General features: G+C 41.1%; 17 protein-coding genes. 6 read left to right on the forward strand and 11 right to left on the reverse strand.

Going from position 1 to position 14,318, the window contains the following annotated elements; translation table 11 throughout:
• Window positions 1–9: 9 nt before the first annotated feature.
• The 4 genes from miaB to ispB all read right to left on the reverse strand — a co-directional run bounded on the left by miaB (window position 10) and on the right by ispB (window position 3,718).
• Window positions 10–1,434 carry a tRNA (N6-isopentenyl adenosine(37)-C2)-methylthiotransferase MiaB gene (gene miaB, locus J5A60_RS06645; RefSeq protein ID WP_212509860.1) on the reverse strand — a complete coding sequence of 475 codons (1,425 nt, stop codon included), beginning with the start codon at window positions 1,432–1,434 and terminating at the stop codon, window positions 10–12.
• Window positions 1,435–1,677: 243 nt separating this feature from the next.
• On the reverse strand, window positions 1,678–2,406 hold the full coding sequence (locus tag J5A60_RS06650; RefSeq protein ID WP_048749023.1) for an epoxyqueuosine reductase QueH: 729 nt from the start codon (window positions 2,404–2,406) through the stop codon (window positions 1,678–1,680).
• 2 nt (window positions 2,407–2,408) lie between these two features.
• Window positions 2,409–2,747, reverse strand: coding sequence for a hypothetical protein (locus tag J5A60_RS06655; protein ID WP_212509861.1), 339 nt, complete (start codon window positions 2,745–2,747; stop codon window positions 2,409–2,411).
• On the reverse strand, window positions 2,747–3,718 hold the full coding sequence (gene ispB / locus J5A60_RS06660; protein ID WP_371817624.1) for an octaprenyl diphosphate synthase: 972 nt from the start codon (window positions 3,716–3,718) through the stop codon (window positions 2,747–2,749). The genes J5A60_RS06655 and ispB overlap by 1 nt, the downstream gene beginning before the upstream one ends.
• Window positions 3,719–3,976: 258 nt before the next feature.
• On the opposite strand from ispB, the gene rplU reads away from it, so the two are divergent.
• From rplU to cgtA, 4 genes are read left to right on the forward strand one after another with little or no spacing between them, the layout of a single operon-like run.
• Window positions 3,977–4,288: a 50S ribosomal protein L21 gene (gene rplU / locus J5A60_RS06665; protein WP_006719042.1), complete on the forward strand. Its 312-nt coding sequence runs from the start codon at window positions 3,977–3,979 to the stop codon at window positions 4,286–4,288.
• A 20-nt stretch (window positions 4,289–4,308) separates the two neighbouring features.
• Window positions 4,309–4,566, forward strand: a complete 258-nt coding sequence (gene rpmA / locus J5A60_RS06670; protein WP_005539872.1) for a 50S ribosomal protein L27 — start codon at window positions 4,309–4,311, stop codon at window positions 4,564–4,566.
• Window positions 4,567–4,623: 57 nt separating this feature from the next.
• The gene (locus J5A60_RS06675) at window positions 4,624–5,550 is read left to right on the forward strand and encodes a DMT family transporter (protein ID WP_212509863.1); all 927 of its coding nucleotides are present in this window, start codon (window positions 4,624–4,626) and stop codon (window positions 5,548–5,550) included.
• A gap of 27 nt (window positions 5,551–5,577) precedes the next feature.
• Window positions 5,578–6,750: an Obg family GTPase CgtA gene (cgtA, locus tag J5A60_RS06680; RefSeq protein WP_212509864.1), complete on the forward strand. Its 1,173-nt coding sequence runs from the start codon at window positions 5,578–5,580 to the stop codon at window positions 6,748–6,750.
• A 75-nt stretch (window positions 6,751–6,825) separates the two neighbouring features.
• On the opposite strand, the gene smpB is transcribed toward cgtA, so the two are convergent.
• The 5 genes from smpB to J5A60_RS06705 form a co-directional block, all read right to left on the reverse strand.
• Window positions 6,826–7,308: an SsrA-binding protein SmpB gene (gene smpB, locus J5A60_RS06685; protein ID WP_212509865.1), complete on the reverse strand. Its 483-nt coding sequence runs from the start codon at window positions 7,306–7,308 to the stop codon at window positions 6,826–6,828.
• Between the two features lie 239 nt (window positions 7,309–7,547).
• On the reverse strand, window positions 7,548–8,252 hold the full coding sequence (arcA, locus tag J5A60_RS06690; protein WP_032997947.1) for a two-component system response regulator ArcA: 705 nt from the start codon (window positions 8,250–8,252) through the stop codon (window positions 7,548–7,550).
• 243 nt (window positions 8,253–8,495) lie between these two features.
• On the reverse strand, window positions 8,496–8,636 hold the full coding sequence (gene ykgO, locus J5A60_RS06695; protein WP_006719061.1) for a type B 50S ribosomal protein L36: 141 nt from the start codon (window positions 8,634–8,636) through the stop codon (window positions 8,496–8,498).
• Window positions 8,637–8,645: 9 nt separating this feature from the next.
• Window positions 8,646–8,912: a type B 50S ribosomal protein L31 gene (locus tag J5A60_RS06700; protein ID WP_032997949.1), complete on the reverse strand. Its 267-nt coding sequence runs from the start codon at window positions 8,910–8,912 to the stop codon at window positions 8,646–8,648.
• Between the two features lie 218 nt (window positions 8,913–9,130).
• A complete protein-coding gene (locus J5A60_RS06705) occupies window positions 9,131–9,691 on the reverse strand; it encodes a TIGR00730 family Rossman fold protein (RefSeq protein WP_212509866.1) in 561 nt (186 codons plus the stop codon).
• 153 nt (window positions 9,692–9,844) lie between these two features.
• On the opposite strand from J5A60_RS06705, the gene J5A60_RS06710 reads away from it, so the two are divergent.
• A complete protein-coding gene (locus J5A60_RS06710; RefSeq protein ID WP_212509867.1) occupies window positions 9,845–11,611 on the forward strand; it encodes a protein-disulfide reductase DsbD in 1,767 nt (588 codons plus the stop codon).
• A 105-nt stretch (window positions 11,612–11,716) separates the two neighbouring features.
• The gene (locus J5A60_RS06715) at window positions 11,717–12,115 is read left to right on the forward strand and encodes a DoxX family protein (RefSeq protein WP_212509868.1); all 399 of its coding nucleotides are present in this window, start codon (window positions 11,717–11,719) and stop codon (window positions 12,113–12,115) included.
• Window positions 12,116–12,248: 133 nt separating this feature from the next.
• Here the strand turns inward: J5A60_RS06715 and J5A60_RS06720 are convergent, their stop codons facing one another.
• Together J5A60_RS06720 and znuA are read right to left on the reverse strand one after the other, a co-directional pair.
• Window positions 12,249–13,061 carry a 5'-nucleotidase, lipoprotein e(P4) family gene (locus tag J5A60_RS06720; protein ID WP_212509869.1) on the reverse strand — a complete coding sequence of 271 codons (813 nt, stop codon included), beginning with the start codon at window positions 13,059–13,061 and terminating at the stop codon, window positions 12,249–12,251.
• 130 nt (window positions 13,062–13,191) lie between these two features.
• Complete coding sequence (gene znuA / locus J5A60_RS06725) at window positions 13,192–14,220, reverse strand: zinc ABC transporter substrate-binding protein ZnuA (RefSeq protein WP_212509870.1); 1,029 nt, start codon at window positions 14,218–14,220, stop codon at window positions 13,192–13,194.
• Between the last annotated feature and the right edge of the window lie 98 nt (window positions 14,221–14,318).

Raw genomic sequence — 14,318 nt, forward strand, 5'->3', positions numbered from 1 at the left:
TCCGATAAATTAGCCGGTGTAACGGCCTACACCCAGTTCATCTTCTTTACGGGTGCGGTTAATTACCATTTGTGGCGATTGCAACACACGCAAGCCCATTTGGGCTTCGGTGCGTACCACTTCACCACGTAGGGAGTTTGTGAATACGTCGGTGATTTTAATATCGACAAATTTCCCGATCATTTCCGGCGTACCTTGGAAATTCACAATACGGTTGGTTTCCGTACGACCGGTTAATTCCATAATATCTTTCTTCGATGGGCCTTCTACCAACACGCGTTGCTCCGTACCTAACATCGCGCGACTGAATTGAGCCGCTTGATTGTTGATGCGTTGTTGCAACAAATACAAACGTTGTTTTTTCTCGTCTTCAGTCACATCATCTGGGTAATCTGCCGCCGGTGTACCAGGACGGGCAGAATAAATAAAGCTGAAACTCATGTCGAAATTCACTTGAGCGATCAAATTCATGGTCTGCTCGAAATCTTCATTGGTTTCCCCCGGGAAGCCCACAATGAAGTCAGAACTGATTTGAATATTCGGACGTACCGCTTTTAGTTTGCGAATAATGGATTTGTATTCAAGCGCTGTATGTCCGCGTTTCATCATGGTTAACACACGGTCTGAACCGGATTGCACCGGCAAATGAAGGAAACTCACGAGCTCCGGCGTATCACGATAGACATCGATAATATCGTCGGTGAATTCGATCGGATGACTCGTGGTAAAACGTAAACGGTCAATACCATCAATGGCGGCGACTAAACGCAATAATTCTGCAAAAGTACAAATTTCACCGTCAAATGTCGGCCCACGATAAGCGTTCACGTTCTGACCAAGCAAGTTCACTTCACGCACGCCCTGTGCGGCTAACTGCGCAATTTCAAATAAAATATCATCTACCGGACGGCTTACTTCCTCACCACGGGTATAAGGCACCACACAATAAGTACAATATTTATTACAGCCTTCCATAATAGAAACGAAGGCAGTTGGTCCCTCTGCACGAGGCTCCGGCAGACAGTCAAATTTTTCGATTTCCGGGAAACTAATGTCCACGACGGAGCTTTTGCCGCCACGGATTTGGTTAATCATTTCCGGCAAGCGATGCAACGTTTGCGGCCCAAAAACAATGTCCACATAAGGTGCCCGGGTGCGAATATGCTCGCCTTCCTGCGATGCCACACAACCACCGACACCAATCAATAAATTCGGGTTATTTTTCTTTAATTCTTTCCAACGACCTAATTGATGGAAGACTTTTTCCTGTGCTTTTTCACGAATGGAACAGGTATTCAACAATAGAACATCCGCTTCTTCCGGCACCTCGGTAAGTTCTAAACCGTGCGTACTGTGTAATAAATCCGCCATTTTAGATGAATCGTATTCATTCATCTGGCAGCCCCAAGTTTTAATATGTAGTTTTTGCGTCATACTGGCTAAAATTTACTCTAATGGTTCATAAAAATTGACTGGCTATTCTACCGAGTTGCGCTTTTCATCGCTAGTAAAAAAGCAGATTTTTCGGAGATTTTTACCTGTTGGAGGTAGGAACAGTGCGCCCTAACGTGCATAAAAATGGATAAAGAAGGTGAAAAAAGAAAAGGCAGATAAAACACCGTAGACAAGTAAATTTAGCCTGAAATTTATCTGCCATGAATCAATACATGGAATGACTTACTGATTCGGTGAGTAATAAAGTTTACCGATTTCAATTTTTTGACGGCCGGTTTGTTCGCGCCATTTATTACTATCACGCAAAGAATAAACGCAACCGCAATATTCTTGCTGATAAAAACGCTCACGTTTACTGATTTCAATCATCCGTTGTGAGCCACCTTCTTTACGCCAGTTATAATCCCAATAGATTACATCATCATATTTTTCTGCCGCACGATGACCACAACCGTTAATTTGCTCCATGTCTTTCCAGCGGGAAATGCCAAGGCAACTGGTGAACACTGGGAAACCGTGCTCATGAGCATATTCAGCGGCTTTTTCAAAACGCATATCAAAACACATAGTACAACGAATACCGCGCTCCGGCTCCCATTCCATCCCCTTAGCTCGATCAAACCATTCTTGACGATCATAGTCGGCATCAATAAACGGGATACCAAATTTCTGTGCAAAACGAATATTTTCTTCCTTGCGGATCAAATATTCTTTTAACGGATGGATATTCGGGTTGTAGAAATAAATCGTAAATTCAATACCGGACGCCAAAATGGCTTCCATTACCTCACCCGAGCAAGGAGCGCAACAGGAATGCAAAAGCAGTTTATTGTGCCCTTCGGGCAATTCCAGTTTTTCACGAATAAAAGGTGCGTTCGGATCTTTGCGCAGTTTTTGTTTGCGCGTTTTATGTTGAAAACCGACCGCACTTTGAGATTGTTGTTCTGTCATAACTATTTAGCTTGAAGAATTTCGATACATTTATAAACAAATATTGTTGAACCTTTTGGATTATAAAGTGAAAACACAAAAAACTTTGGCGTATCGGCAGACTTTACTTCAAGTACAGCCTTTGTATTCGCCTTATTTGTATATTCCCACATCTGTGAATTATCGGTTCGAACGAGTTTTTCGTTGGGCGGTAGCAAACCGCTTTCCATATGATGCTTATCAATTTGGTTGAAAAACGTCACCATTTTAGATGCGCCATTTGGTTCTGCGCAGGAAAAATCGGCTGATAAAACTGACTGGTTAAAAAAGCACAACAAACATGTTAGGAGTCGCTTTTTCATTAATATGCTCTATCCACGGATAAATACGCTAAGGAAATCAACGCTTGTTTATACTCGCTTTCCGGCAGAATCTGAATCGCATCAACGGCTTTTTGTGCTTCTTGTTTAGCGCGATCCATCGCGTAATCAAGGGATTTATGTTCTGCCATAATAGCTAACACCTCATCAATGGCCTCACGTTTCCCACCTTGTTCGATGGCTTCGCGAATTAACGCGGCTTGTTGTTCATTGCCGTGGTGCATCGCATGTAATAAAGGAAGGGTCGGTTTGCCTTCGGCTAAATCATCGCCCACATTTTTCCCTAAGGCCTTAGCATTAGCGCTGTAATCTAACACATCATCCACTAACTGGAATGCCGTGCCGAGATAACGTCCATAACTTTGCAGCACCTGTTCCTGCGCCTCACTGCCGCCAGCAATAATTGCCGCTGCCTGTGCTGCCACTTCAAATAAACGGGCGGTTTTGCTGTAAATCACCCGCATGTAATTCTCTTCACTGGTTTGCGGATCATTAACGTTCATTAGCTGTTGTACTTCGCCTTCTGCCAACACATTAGTGGCATCCGCCATAATGCGCAAAATTTTTAAGGATTCCAGCTGAGCAACCAATTGGAAGGCGCGGGTATAAATAAAATCCCCCACCAACACGCTTGCGGCATTACCAAATTCTGCATTTGCCGTAGCACGCCCACGACGCATATCTGATTCATCCACAACATCATCGTGCAGCAAAGACGCTGTATGAATAAATTCCACAAAGGTGGCACAGGTAATGGCTTTTTGTCCTTCAAAACCTAAAGCTCTTGCCGCCAACACAGCAATTAAGGGACGAATGCGCTTGCCACCGCCTTGCACAATGTAGAATCCTAATTGATTAATCAGCACCACATCTGAGTTAAGTTGGGCTAAAATCGATTCGTTCACTTTTTGCATATCCGCTTGGCTTAACGCCTGGATTGCATTCATATCCATAAAGTTTGTTGTATTCATTTCTATAATTAGGCCACTTAAGATTAGGAAGTAAATGAAATTGAAAACGAAAGTGCGGTTGATTCTACCCGATTTTTCCACCTTTCTGAAATTAAACTACCTAAATTGCCAATTTTTTTATTTTATCGTAAATAAGTTCTTGCTATCCCCTAAATTTTTACGTAGAATTTGCGCCCTATTTATATGAATTTTATGTGCGAAATGAAATAACATTAGAGCACAATTTATAGCGGAGTATTTATGTACGCAGTTTTCCAAAGTGGCGGTAAACAACACCGAGTAAGCGAAGGTCAAGTCGTTCGTTTAGAAAAACTTGAACTTGCAACTGGCGCAACAGTTGAATTCGATTCAGTGTTGATGGTCGTTAATGGTGAAGATGTTAAAATCGGTGCCCCAGTAGTTGCTGGTGCAAAAGTAGTGGCTGAAGTTGTAGCGCAAGGTCGTGGCGATAAAATTAAAATCGTTAAATTCCGTCGTCGCAAACACAGCCGTAAACAACAAGGTCATCGTCAGTGGTTCACAGAAGTGAAAATCACTGGGATTCAAGCATAATTTCAGAGGAGATCAAGTAGATGGCAACTAAAAAAGCTGGTGGTTCAACTCGTAACGGTCGTGATTCTGAAGCTAAACGTCTTGGTGTTAAACGTTTCGGTGGTGAATCTGTATTAGCAGGTAGCATCATCGTTCGTCAACGTGGTACTAAATTCCACGCGGGCAACAACGTTGGAATGGGACGTGACCACACCTTATTCGCGACAGCCGATGGTAAAGTAAAATTTGAAGTAAAAGGCGAGAAAAGCCGTAAATACGTAAGTATTGTTACTGAATAATTTTATAAAACAGAATAAAACGCCCTGCTCATGCAGGGCTTTTTTGTAGGTAAAATCATGAAACAACAACCCATGTTAGGTTTTCTTTTTGCCCTCATTACCGCAATGGCATGGGGCTCTTTGCCTATTGCGTTAAAGCAAGTGGTTTCAGCCATGAATGTGGAAACCATTGTTTGGTATCGCTTTATTGTTGCCAGTATTGTTTTATTTTTACTCCTTGGCTACAAAAAAGCATTGCCCAACACATCAAAACTGGGTTACTACAGCAGTTTAGTTATGATTGGCGTACTAGGATTAGCCGGTAACTTTTTCTTATTTAATAGCTCACTCAATTACATTGAACCTTCCATTGCACAAATTTTTATCCATTTATCCTCTTTTGGTATGCTCATTTGCGGTGTTGTGATTTTTAAAGAAAAATTAGGGTTACACCAAAAAATCGGTTTGGTCTTATTAACCATCGGCTTAGGCTTCTTTTTTAATGATCGCTTAGCAATCTTCAGCGGACTAAATGCCTACTCCACCGGCGTTTTTCTCAGTATTAGCGCATCTTTAATATGGGTTGCTTACGGCATGGCACAAAAACTCATGCTAAGAAAATTCAGCTCACAACAAATTTTGCTGATGATCTATTTTGGTTGCGCCCTTGTCTTTACGCCCTTTGCTAAATTTTCACAAGTACAAGGCTTAACGCCTATCAGCCTTGGTTGCTTAATTTACTGTTGTTTAAATACGCTATTTGGTTATGGTGCTTATGCTGAAGCATTAAATCGTTGGGAAGTGTCAAAAGTCAGCGTGGTCATTACCTTGGTTCCGTTGTTTACTATTTTATTTGCGCACCTTGCCCACTATATCGACCCAACAGATTTTGCCGCCCCTGAACTAAATACTATTAGCTATATCGGTGCGTTTATTGTAGTATGCGGGGCAATTTTATCCGCCATCGGGCACAAGTTATTCCCTGCTCGCCCAAAAGTGCGGTAGTAATTTTCAGTATTTTGGAGAAATTGAATGAAATTTATTGATGAAGCTTTGATTCGTGTCGAAGCCGGTGACGGGGGCAACGGTTGTGCCAGTTTCCGTCGTGAAAAATATATTCCCAAAGGCGGTCCGGATGGGGGTGATGGTGGTGACGGTGGTGACGTTTATTTAATCGCTGACGAAAACCTCAACACGCTTATCGATTACCGTTTTGAAAAACGCTTTGCCGCCGAACGCGGTGAAAACGGACGCAGTGCAAACTGTACCGGACATCGAGGCAAAGATATTACTTTACGTGTACCGGTAGGAACGCGCGCTATTGATAACGACACTCAAGAAATTATCGGTGATTTAACCCAAAATGGCATGAGATTATTAGTTGCCAAAGGTGGTTATCATGGATTAGGTAATACTCGTTTCAAATCCTCCATTAACCGTGCGCCACGTCAAAAAACCATGGGGACACCGGGAGAAAAACGCGATTTATTATTAGAATTAATGTTGCTCGCCGATGTCGGGATGCTTGGTCTGCCGAATGCCGGCAAATCTACTTTTATCCGTGCGGTTTCTGCAGCTAAACCGAAAGTCGCTGACTATCCGTTTACCACCTTAGTGCCAAGCCTTGGCGTGGTGAAAGTAGATGACAATCGCAGTTTCGTTATCGCGGATATTCCCGGGTTAATTGAGGGGGCATCAGAAGGTGCCGGATTAGGTATTCGTTTCTTGAAACACTTAGAACGTTGTCGCGTATTAATTCACTTAGTGGATATCAACCCGATTGACGATTCTGATCCTGCAGATAACGTAGCAATTATCGAATCTGAGCTATTCCAATACAGTGAATCCTTAGCGGATAAACCACGTTGGTTGGTGTTCAACAAAATCGATACGATGAGCGACGAAGAAGCTCATGAACGTGCAGAAGAAATTGCTAAACGCTTAGGCTGGGAAGAAGATTATTATTTGATCTCTGCTGCGGCTGGCAAAAATGTTCCTCAACTGTGTCGCGACATCATGGATTTCCTAGAAGCGCATCCACGTGAAACGGAAGAAACGCTGGTAGAAAATGAAGAAGTGAAATTCAAGTGGGAAGATTACCATCAAGAGCAATTAGAAAATGCTGATTTTGATGATGAAGATGATGACTGGGATGACTGGTCAGAAGAAGATGAGGAAGGCGTAGAAATCATCTACAAGCCTTAATCAGATATAAAAAAGTGCGGTCAAAAATCTACGTGTTTTTTGACCGCACTTTTTTATGAATTACCGCAGAGAAAACTAGCCTTTTCGCGCATTTTTCATGATTCGTTCTTTTGCTACTTTCCACTCACGTTCTTTAATATCTTCTCGCTTATCCTGTTGTTTCTTACCCTTCGCTAAACCAATTTTGACTTTTGCCCATGCACCTTTCCAATATAAAGAAAGGGCAATTAGCGTAAATCCATCACGGTTTGCTTTGCCGAACAAAGAATCCAATTCACATTGTTTCAGCAATAATTTACGGGTTCGGGTTGGGTCACACACCACATGGGTTGATGCAACACTTAAAGGTTGAATGCTCGCGCCAAATAAAAAAGCTTCACCGTTTTTGAAAATAACATAGCTATCACTTAAATTTGCTTTGCCGGCGCGCATAGATTTCACTTCCCAGCCTTGTAATTCAAGACCTGCCTCAATTTCATCTTCAATAAAATAATCGTGTCTCGCACGCTTATTTAGCGCAATCGTATTAGAACCGGGTTTTACTTTTTTCTTGGTCATATATTATTGGAAATTAAATACAAATTGGCGCACATTCTACCGAATCCAGGCAAAGATAGCAAAAGCGCACAATAAGGATAACTTGCTCCTCTTTAGCAATAAGGGCGACTTGTCGATATTTTGATACCATTCGGAAATGAAATGTATCTAATCACTTCCTTTTACGTAAAACGACAGAAAAACTCACCGCACTTTTTCTTTCGAGATAAAAAAATCAGCGCCTAATGCGCTGATTCTCTTTATTCTAACTCACCACAGAAACGATAACCTTCTCCGTGAATAGTCGTGATGATTTCCGGTGTATCCGGATGATCTTCAAAATGTTTTCGAATACGGCGAATCGTGACGTCCACAGTACGATCTTGTGGCTTAAGCTCACGCCCCGTCATTTTTTTCAACAATTCTTCACGGGTTTGAATTTTTCCCGGATTTTCGCAGAAATGCAACATAGCACGAAATTCACTGCGCGGTAGCTTACGCTCTTCGCCTTCCGGCGTAACCAAAGTACGGCTATTTAAATCTAATGTCCAACCATTAAATTTATATTGTTCAATTTGATGAGCACGCTGATTTTCCTGCATTGTACGCTGTAATAAATTACGTGCACGAATCGTTAATTCACGTGGATTAAACGGTTTAGTAATGTAATCATCAGCCCCAATTTCCAAGCCGAGAATTTTATCCACTTCATTATCCCGACCGGTTAAAAACATCAATGCGATGTCTGCATTCTCACGCAATTCGCGGGCAAGCATTAAACCATTTTTCCCCGGCAAATTAATATCCATAATGACCAAATTAATGTCTTCTGTTTCTAGAATTCGGTGCATTTGGGAACCGTCAGCCGCTTCAAAAACATCATATCCTTCGGCTTCAAAAATGCTTTTTAATGTATTTCTGGTAATCGTTTCATCTTCAACAATTAAAATTTGTGGTGTTTGCATTAGCAAATCCTTCATTTTCTTAGTTATTACATCGGTATTCAGTTATTCGACAACACATAACCTGAATTTTATAATTGCAACATTATTGTAACAACAAAAACAATTAAATGAGAATTTATTCGCCTTTGATTTTATGATCTATATCACAAAATCAACAGGATTCGACAAATAAAAAATCCTTCAATAAACAACGTTATTGAAGGACTAGCTAAAGTTACACACAAAGCTAAAGTACGAGAGAAATCAACGTTTTTTCTTACCACCCTGACGCGCTTTAAAACGCGGGTTTTCTTTACAGATCACATATACGACGCCATGACGACGCACAACTTTGCAACCAGGATGGCGAGTTTTTGCTGTTTTTAATGAAGATAAAACTTGCATAAACATTCCTTATTTCGATTTGAAAATGCCGAACTTGCCATAACGATTAGCAAAATCGCTGGCACGACCTTCATTAGCAACTTGTCTAACTTTACCGGTATAAAATGGATGTGATGCCGAGGATGTATCACACATAAACACCGGATATTCTTTGCCATCTTCCCACTTCATGGTGTTTGTGGTTCTGGCACAAGAGCGAATTAAAAAGCCTTGCTTAGCATTAGAATCATAAAAAAGAACGGTACGATAATTTTCCGGATGAATCCCTTTTTTCATTTTATACAACCTTATTTCTTGATGAAAAATAACAATGCGCACCATGTTACACAAAAAACGCCACCCAAGCAAACTTATTTTAATTAAAAAAATAAGAGGGTAGAAAAAAGTGTTGAATCAAGCTTTACATAAGCAAAAATAACTTAAAAAAACACCCAAGATGCCTAATTAATTTTTATAAAAAACAATGTTATTTTCGACCGCACTTTAATAAAAACCTAATAAGTTCTTATTTCAGGTGCTTGATAGGACTTAATAAACTGTTCTATTTCAAGAAGATCTGTACTGAATAACAATTTGTCAAAATGTGTTTGACTCAAGAATCCCTCATTTACCATGCTTTGATACATGTTTCTGAGCGGTTCATAAAAACCATTTTGGTTAAATAAAATACAAGGATGCGGATTTTGTCCAATACGCGACCAAGAATACACTTCACAGATTTCTTCTAGTGTTCCCGGTCCACCAGGCAACGCAATACAAGCATCAGCAAATGCCAACATCTTTGCTTTCCGTTCCGCCATAGAATTGACCACGATAATTTCTGTACAGCCACTGTGCGCAACTTCCCTTTCTCGTAAAAATGCGGGAATCACGCCTATCACTTCCCCACCATGAGATAATACGGTATCTGCTAACAATCCCATGAGTCCTGCTTTGCCACCACCATAAATCAATCGATGATGATGTTGTGCAAGCCATTTACCTAACTCAATTGTTGCCTGCTGATATGCCGGTACATTTCCCAATGCCGCACCACAATAAACGGTGATATTCATTTTATTCCCTCAATAATATGACTTCTAATAAAGTCGGCTCACTGCGAATTTATTTCACAAAAAACGCGACCATAAAGGATGATATTTTACAGCAATTTGTTTTCTGTAGTGCTAGAATGTGCCCCATTTTATGGAAAATCATCACTGTATCTTATGAAAAAATATCTTCTTCTCGCGTTCTGTTTACTCACAACATTGAGCCTACAAGCTGCGGATCTCTTCAATAATAAACCGAAATTTTTACCGGTGGATCAAGCATTTCAGCTACATGCAGAACAGCAGCATGAAAATATTTTGTTGAATTGGCAAATTATCGACAATTACTATCTTTACCAAGACAAACTGGAATTTTCACTTAACGGTCAGCCAATTGACGTTCAACCGCAATTTTTAACTACAGCGGAACAGTATCAAGATCCTTATTTCGGCACAGTAAATATTTTCAAACACCAGCTTGCCCTTAAGTTACCGTTGCCAAATAAAGGCGTGCAAGATCTTTTAGACGTTACCTACCAAGGTTGTACCCAAGGCTTTTGCTATCCGCCGGAAACCAAGCAATTTACGCTCAGCGACATCCCACAAAATGCGATGACAGCCCCAATGGAAGCCAAAAGACAGCAAAGTGCGGCAGGAAATTCAGATGTTTTATCATCACAACAAAATCAACTTGCTGACAGCCTATTTCAGAGCAAGTATGCCATGTTGTGGTTTTTTGTGCTTGGTATCGGTTTAGCCTTTACGCCTTGCGTACTCCCAATGCTTCCTTTGTTATCGGCCATTGTAATCGGTAGTCGAACAGAACAGAGTAATACATGGCGAGCCGTGGCGTTAAGTTTCGTGTATGTGCAAGGCATGGCATTAACTTATACTTTATTGGGTTTATTGGTTGTACTCATCGGTTTACCGTTCCAAGTGGCGTTACAAAGCCCCTATGTTTTAATTGGATTGTCACTTGTTTTCACCTTGCTGGCCCTTTCAATGTTCGGTGTCTTTACTTTACAACTGCCCTCCTCGTTACAAACCAAGCTGACTCAGCTGAGTCAACAACAAAAGAGCGGTGCCTTTTTCGGTGTATTCGCCATGGGCGCAATCGCCGGTTTAGTGGCATCCCCTTGCACCTCCGCTCCACTATCCGGAGCATTGCTGTATGTGGCTCAATCTGGGGATTTTGTGATTGGTGCATTAACCTTGTATTTATTAGCCCTTGGCATGGGGTTACCGCTCATTCTGATTACCGTATTCGGTAACAAAATCCTACCGAAATCCGGTGCTTGGATGGAAAACGTGAAAACCGCATTTGGTTTTGTCATGCTAGCGTTACCGGTGTTTTTACTTTCCCGTATTCTTCCTGCCGTTTGGGAACCGCGTTTGTGGGCATTACTTGGTGTCAGTTTCTTTGTCTGGCTTACTATGCAAATGCGTTCCACCGGCATCGGATTATTCTTCCGCATTGTATCCCTCATAGCAGCCATGGCACTCGCTCAGCCGTTACAAACATGGCTATGGCAGAATCATGCACAACCGGCAGAAACCCAAAGTGCGGTTCAAAATTCACTTGAATTTCAACAAGTACACAGCTACGACGAACTTCAACAAGCATTAGCACAAAATCCCAAAGCCATGGCAATGCTGGATCTCTATGCAGATTGGTGTATCGCCTGTAAAGAGTTTGATCATAAAACCTTTGCCGATTCAAAGGTGCAGGCTGCGTTAAAAGACGTTTTATTGTTAAGAATCGATATGACGAATAACAGCGAAAATAACCGCACTTTAATGAAACAGTTATCGGTAACCGGCTTGCCGACACTGATTTTCTTTAATGCTGAAGGCAAAGAAATCGCAGCCCAGCGCATTACCGGTTTTATGGAAAGTGAGACATTTTTGCAAACACTCCAAGCGGCCAAAAACAGCGATTATTAACAGTTAAGAAAAAATCCTTTTCCTTTTATGTTGTTTTTTTCTTCAAAATTGATTGTTAGCATATACAACCTCAATTTTGATTACTTCTATTTAAGGAAAGGAAAAATGTTTTTAAACAAATACAGCAACTACTTTTTAGGTTTATTACGTATCGTTTCAGGCTATGCTTTTGTGTTGCACGCAACTGCAAAATTCTGGGAATTCCCTGTTTCCATGACTGGCGGCAATGGCGCTGTGGAATTGGCTTCATTAATGGGCGTAGGCGGCATCATTGAGCTTGTATTGGGTATTCTCTTAATTTTAGGTTTATTTACTCGCGTCTCCGCTTTCTTACTAAGTGGTCAAATGGCGGTCGCTTACTTCATGTTCCATGCGCCTAAAGGTTTCTTATTTCCATTAGCCAATGGCGGTGAAACCGCATTTTTATACTGCTTTATCTTCTTATACTTTGTATTTGCCGGTGCAGGTGCATTCGCATTAGATAACAAAATCAGTAAAAAATAATCTCTCCGATGGAAGATAAAAAGGATGAGGACACACCTCATCCTTTTTTCTATATCAAATGAAACAATAAAAAAACCGCACTTGAGGTTTACTTCAAGTGCGGTGATTTTTATCGGCGTTTTTCGCAAGGAAATTATTTACCGCTCCATGCTTTAATAGCATCTAAACGCGCTTTCACTTTGCTTTGGGAATCACCTTTGAAATAATCTTTGGCTAAACCGCCTTCCCAGCCACCATAGTTCGGGTTAGGTAACACAATGTAAGTTTTGCCGAATTTTGCTTGGTTTTTCGCCACAAAATCACGACGATCTGCATTTAATTTACCGTGTGTTGCATCACCGAAATCATCTAAGTTATCACCGACATAAAGCACGATGTCATAGCCTTGGCTTTCGATTTCAGCAAAACGAGCGGATTTGGCAGATTTATCTTTTTTGAGGTAAAGAGAAGATTCATCAACACCCGTAAAACCTAAACGTTTCATGTCATCAATGGTGCCGGCTTTTTCATTTTTGTCTTTACGATTAGACACATAGAACATTTTGCCTTTGTGTGAATTGACGTAATTATTAAATTCTACCGCACCGGCAATCGCGCCTGATTCTCTCGCATCAACCCAGCGAGTCCAATCTTTGCCATCAAATGGTTTGTTGTTTTGAATTTGCCAACCTGCATATGGGCTGTTATCAATCATGGTTTCATCCAAATCCACTACAACCGCTTTTTTCTTGCCTTTTTTCACTTTAGCGTGATCAAATGCAACTTTCGCCGTATTAAAAGCTTGATACGCCAACGCATCGTATTCACCGGATTCTTGCATCCAGTTAATGCCTAACACCGCTTGTTGTTGTAATTGAGCATCACCTTGTGTCGCATTATGAGTACAACCGGCTAATACAAACGCAGAAACCACGGCAAGTGCGGTCATTTTTAATGTTTTTTTCATGAAATTCTCCTTTGGGTTTGATAAATCGCTAAAAACAATAGCGCCCCTATTTTGAATCAGGGGACTATTTTATTCAATAGCCATAAAAACAAAAAAAGGCATGTTTAACACATGCCTTTTATTGATACATTTATTTCGCTAAACATTGGCTATAGCTGTCTGCGGTAAACTGCAAGAAAGCGGCATAAGGGTTGCCTTCCGCTTTGACGCTATCGCCCATCGGGTCAAGGCGTCCGACTTTTACTTGTGTCGCTTTGCTTAAACTTTCAATCACTTTTGGCGTGAACTGCGGCTCAGCAAATAAGCAGCTTACTTTGTGTTCGGCAATTTCTTCTTTGATTTTTGCTAAGGTTTTTGCTCCCGGCGCCACCAACGGATTAATGGTGAAATAACCGGTTTGATTTAAACCATAGGCCTGGTTGAAATAGCCATAAGCATCGTGGAAGACATAGAAGCCTTTGTCTTTTACGCTTTCTAATTGCGCTTTAATTTTTACACTGGTTTCAGCTAAAGTGCGGTCGAATTCCGCGACGTTTTTTTCAATCAGCGCTTTTTTCTCCGGATATTGTTTTACCAGTTTCGAAGCAATACGTTGTGCCACAACTTTACTGATATCCGGTGAATACCATACGTGCCAGTTAATTGACGCGTCATCGTCATGATGATGTTCATGTCCTTCATGTGCATGGTCGTGTTTATGATCGTGATCGCCGTGTGCATGTTTGTGGTCATGCCCTTCGTGCGCATGATGATGACCTTCATGACTGTGTTCATGGGCATCGCCTTCACCGTGATGATGGTGATGTTCGCCTTTCATGAGGAAAGGTTCAATCGCTGCGATGTCTTTGATGGTTAAGACTTTTTTATAATCCAGATCATCAATAGATTTATCCAAAAATAGATCTACGTCTTCGCCAATCCAAACGACCATTTCAGCAGATTTTAATTTTTGTGCATCGGAGGGTTTCAAATTGTAATCGTGTGGAGAAGCGCCTGTCGGCACTAATACATCCACATCTGTTACCTCATTTGCAATCGCGCTAGCAATAAACCCAAGCGGTTTAATGGAAGTGACAATCGTAGCGGAAGCCACGGCAGAGAAAGAAAGAATCGCTGCGGCAATCGCCGTTTTTTTCCAACCTTGTACTAATTGAGTCATTGTATTTCCTTTTATGATGAGATAGGTAAGTTGAACAAAACGCAGCTAGGTTACTCTTTTTTTGTTTAGATGACCATCTTTTTTTATTAAAAAAAATA

It is taken from the genome of Aggregatibacter sp. oral taxon 513 (assembly GCF_018128305.1).
Classification (GTDB): domain Bacteria; phylum Pseudomonadota; class Gammaproteobacteria; order Enterobacterales; family Pasteurellaceae; genus Aggregatibacter; species Aggregatibacter segnis_A.

Bases quoted from the DNA above. Each gene is read 5' to 3' on its own strand.
- miaB (WP_212509860.1), bottom strand. From the start codon at position 1,434: ATGACGCAAAAACTACATATTAAAACTTGGGGCTGCCAGATGAATGAA.
- J5A60_RS06650 (WP_048749023.1), bottom strand. From the start codon at position 2,406: ATGACAGAACAACAATCTCAAAGTGCGGTCGGTTTTCAACATAAAACG.
- J5A60_RS06655 (WP_212509861.1), bottom strand. From the start codon at position 2,747: ATGAAAAAGCGACTCCTAACATGTTTGTTGTGCTTTTTTAACCAGTCA.
- ispB (WP_371817624.1), bottom strand. From the start codon at position 3,718: ATGGATATGAATGCAATCCAGGCGTTAAGCCAAGCGGATATGCAAAAA.
- rplU (WP_006719042.1), top strand. From the start codon at position 3,977: ATGTACGCAGTTTTCCAAAGTGGCGGTAAACAACACCGAGTAAGCGAA.
- rpmA (WP_005539872.1), top strand. From the start codon at position 4,309: ATGGCAACTAAAAAAGCTGGTGGTTCAACTCGTAACGGTCGTGATTCT.
- J5A60_RS06675 (WP_212509863.1), top strand. From the start codon at position 4,624: ATGAAACAACAACCCATGTTAGGTTTTCTTTTTGCCCTCATTACCGCA.
- cgtA (WP_212509864.1), top strand. From the start codon at position 5,578: ATGAAATTTATTGATGAAGCTTTGATTCGTGTCGAAGCCGGTGACGGG.
- smpB (WP_212509865.1), bottom strand. From the start codon at position 7,308: ATGACCAAGAAAAAAGTAAAACCCGGTTCTAATACGATTGCGCTAAAT.
- arcA (WP_032997947.1), bottom strand. From the start codon at position 8,252: ATGCAAACACCACAAATTTTAATTGTTGAAGATGAAACGATTACCAGA.
- ykgO (WP_006719061.1), bottom strand. From the start codon at position 8,636: ATGCAAGTTTTATCTTCATTAAAAACAGCAAAAACTCGCCATCCTGGT.
- J5A60_RS06700 (WP_032997949.1), bottom strand. From the start codon at position 8,912: ATGAAAAAAGGGATTCATCCGGAAAATTATCGTACCGTTCTTTTTTAT.
- J5A60_RS06705 (WP_212509866.1), bottom strand. From the start codon at position 9,691: ATGAATATCACCGTTTATTGTGGTGCGGCATTGGGAAATGTACCGGCA.
- J5A60_RS06710 (WP_212509867.1), top strand. From the start codon at position 9,845: ATGAAAAAATATCTTCTTCTCGCGTTCTGTTTACTCACAACATTGAGC.
- J5A60_RS06715 (WP_212509868.1), top strand. From the start codon at position 11,717: ATGTTTTTAAACAAATACAGCAACTACTTTTTAGGTTTATTACGTATC.
- J5A60_RS06720 (WP_212509869.1), bottom strand. From the start codon at position 13,061: ATGAAAAAAACATTAAAAATGACCGCACTTGCCGTGGTTTCTGCGTTT.
- znuA (WP_212509870.1), bottom strand. From the start codon at position 14,220: ATGACTCAATTAGTACAAGGTTGGAAAAAAACGGCGATTGCCGCAGCG.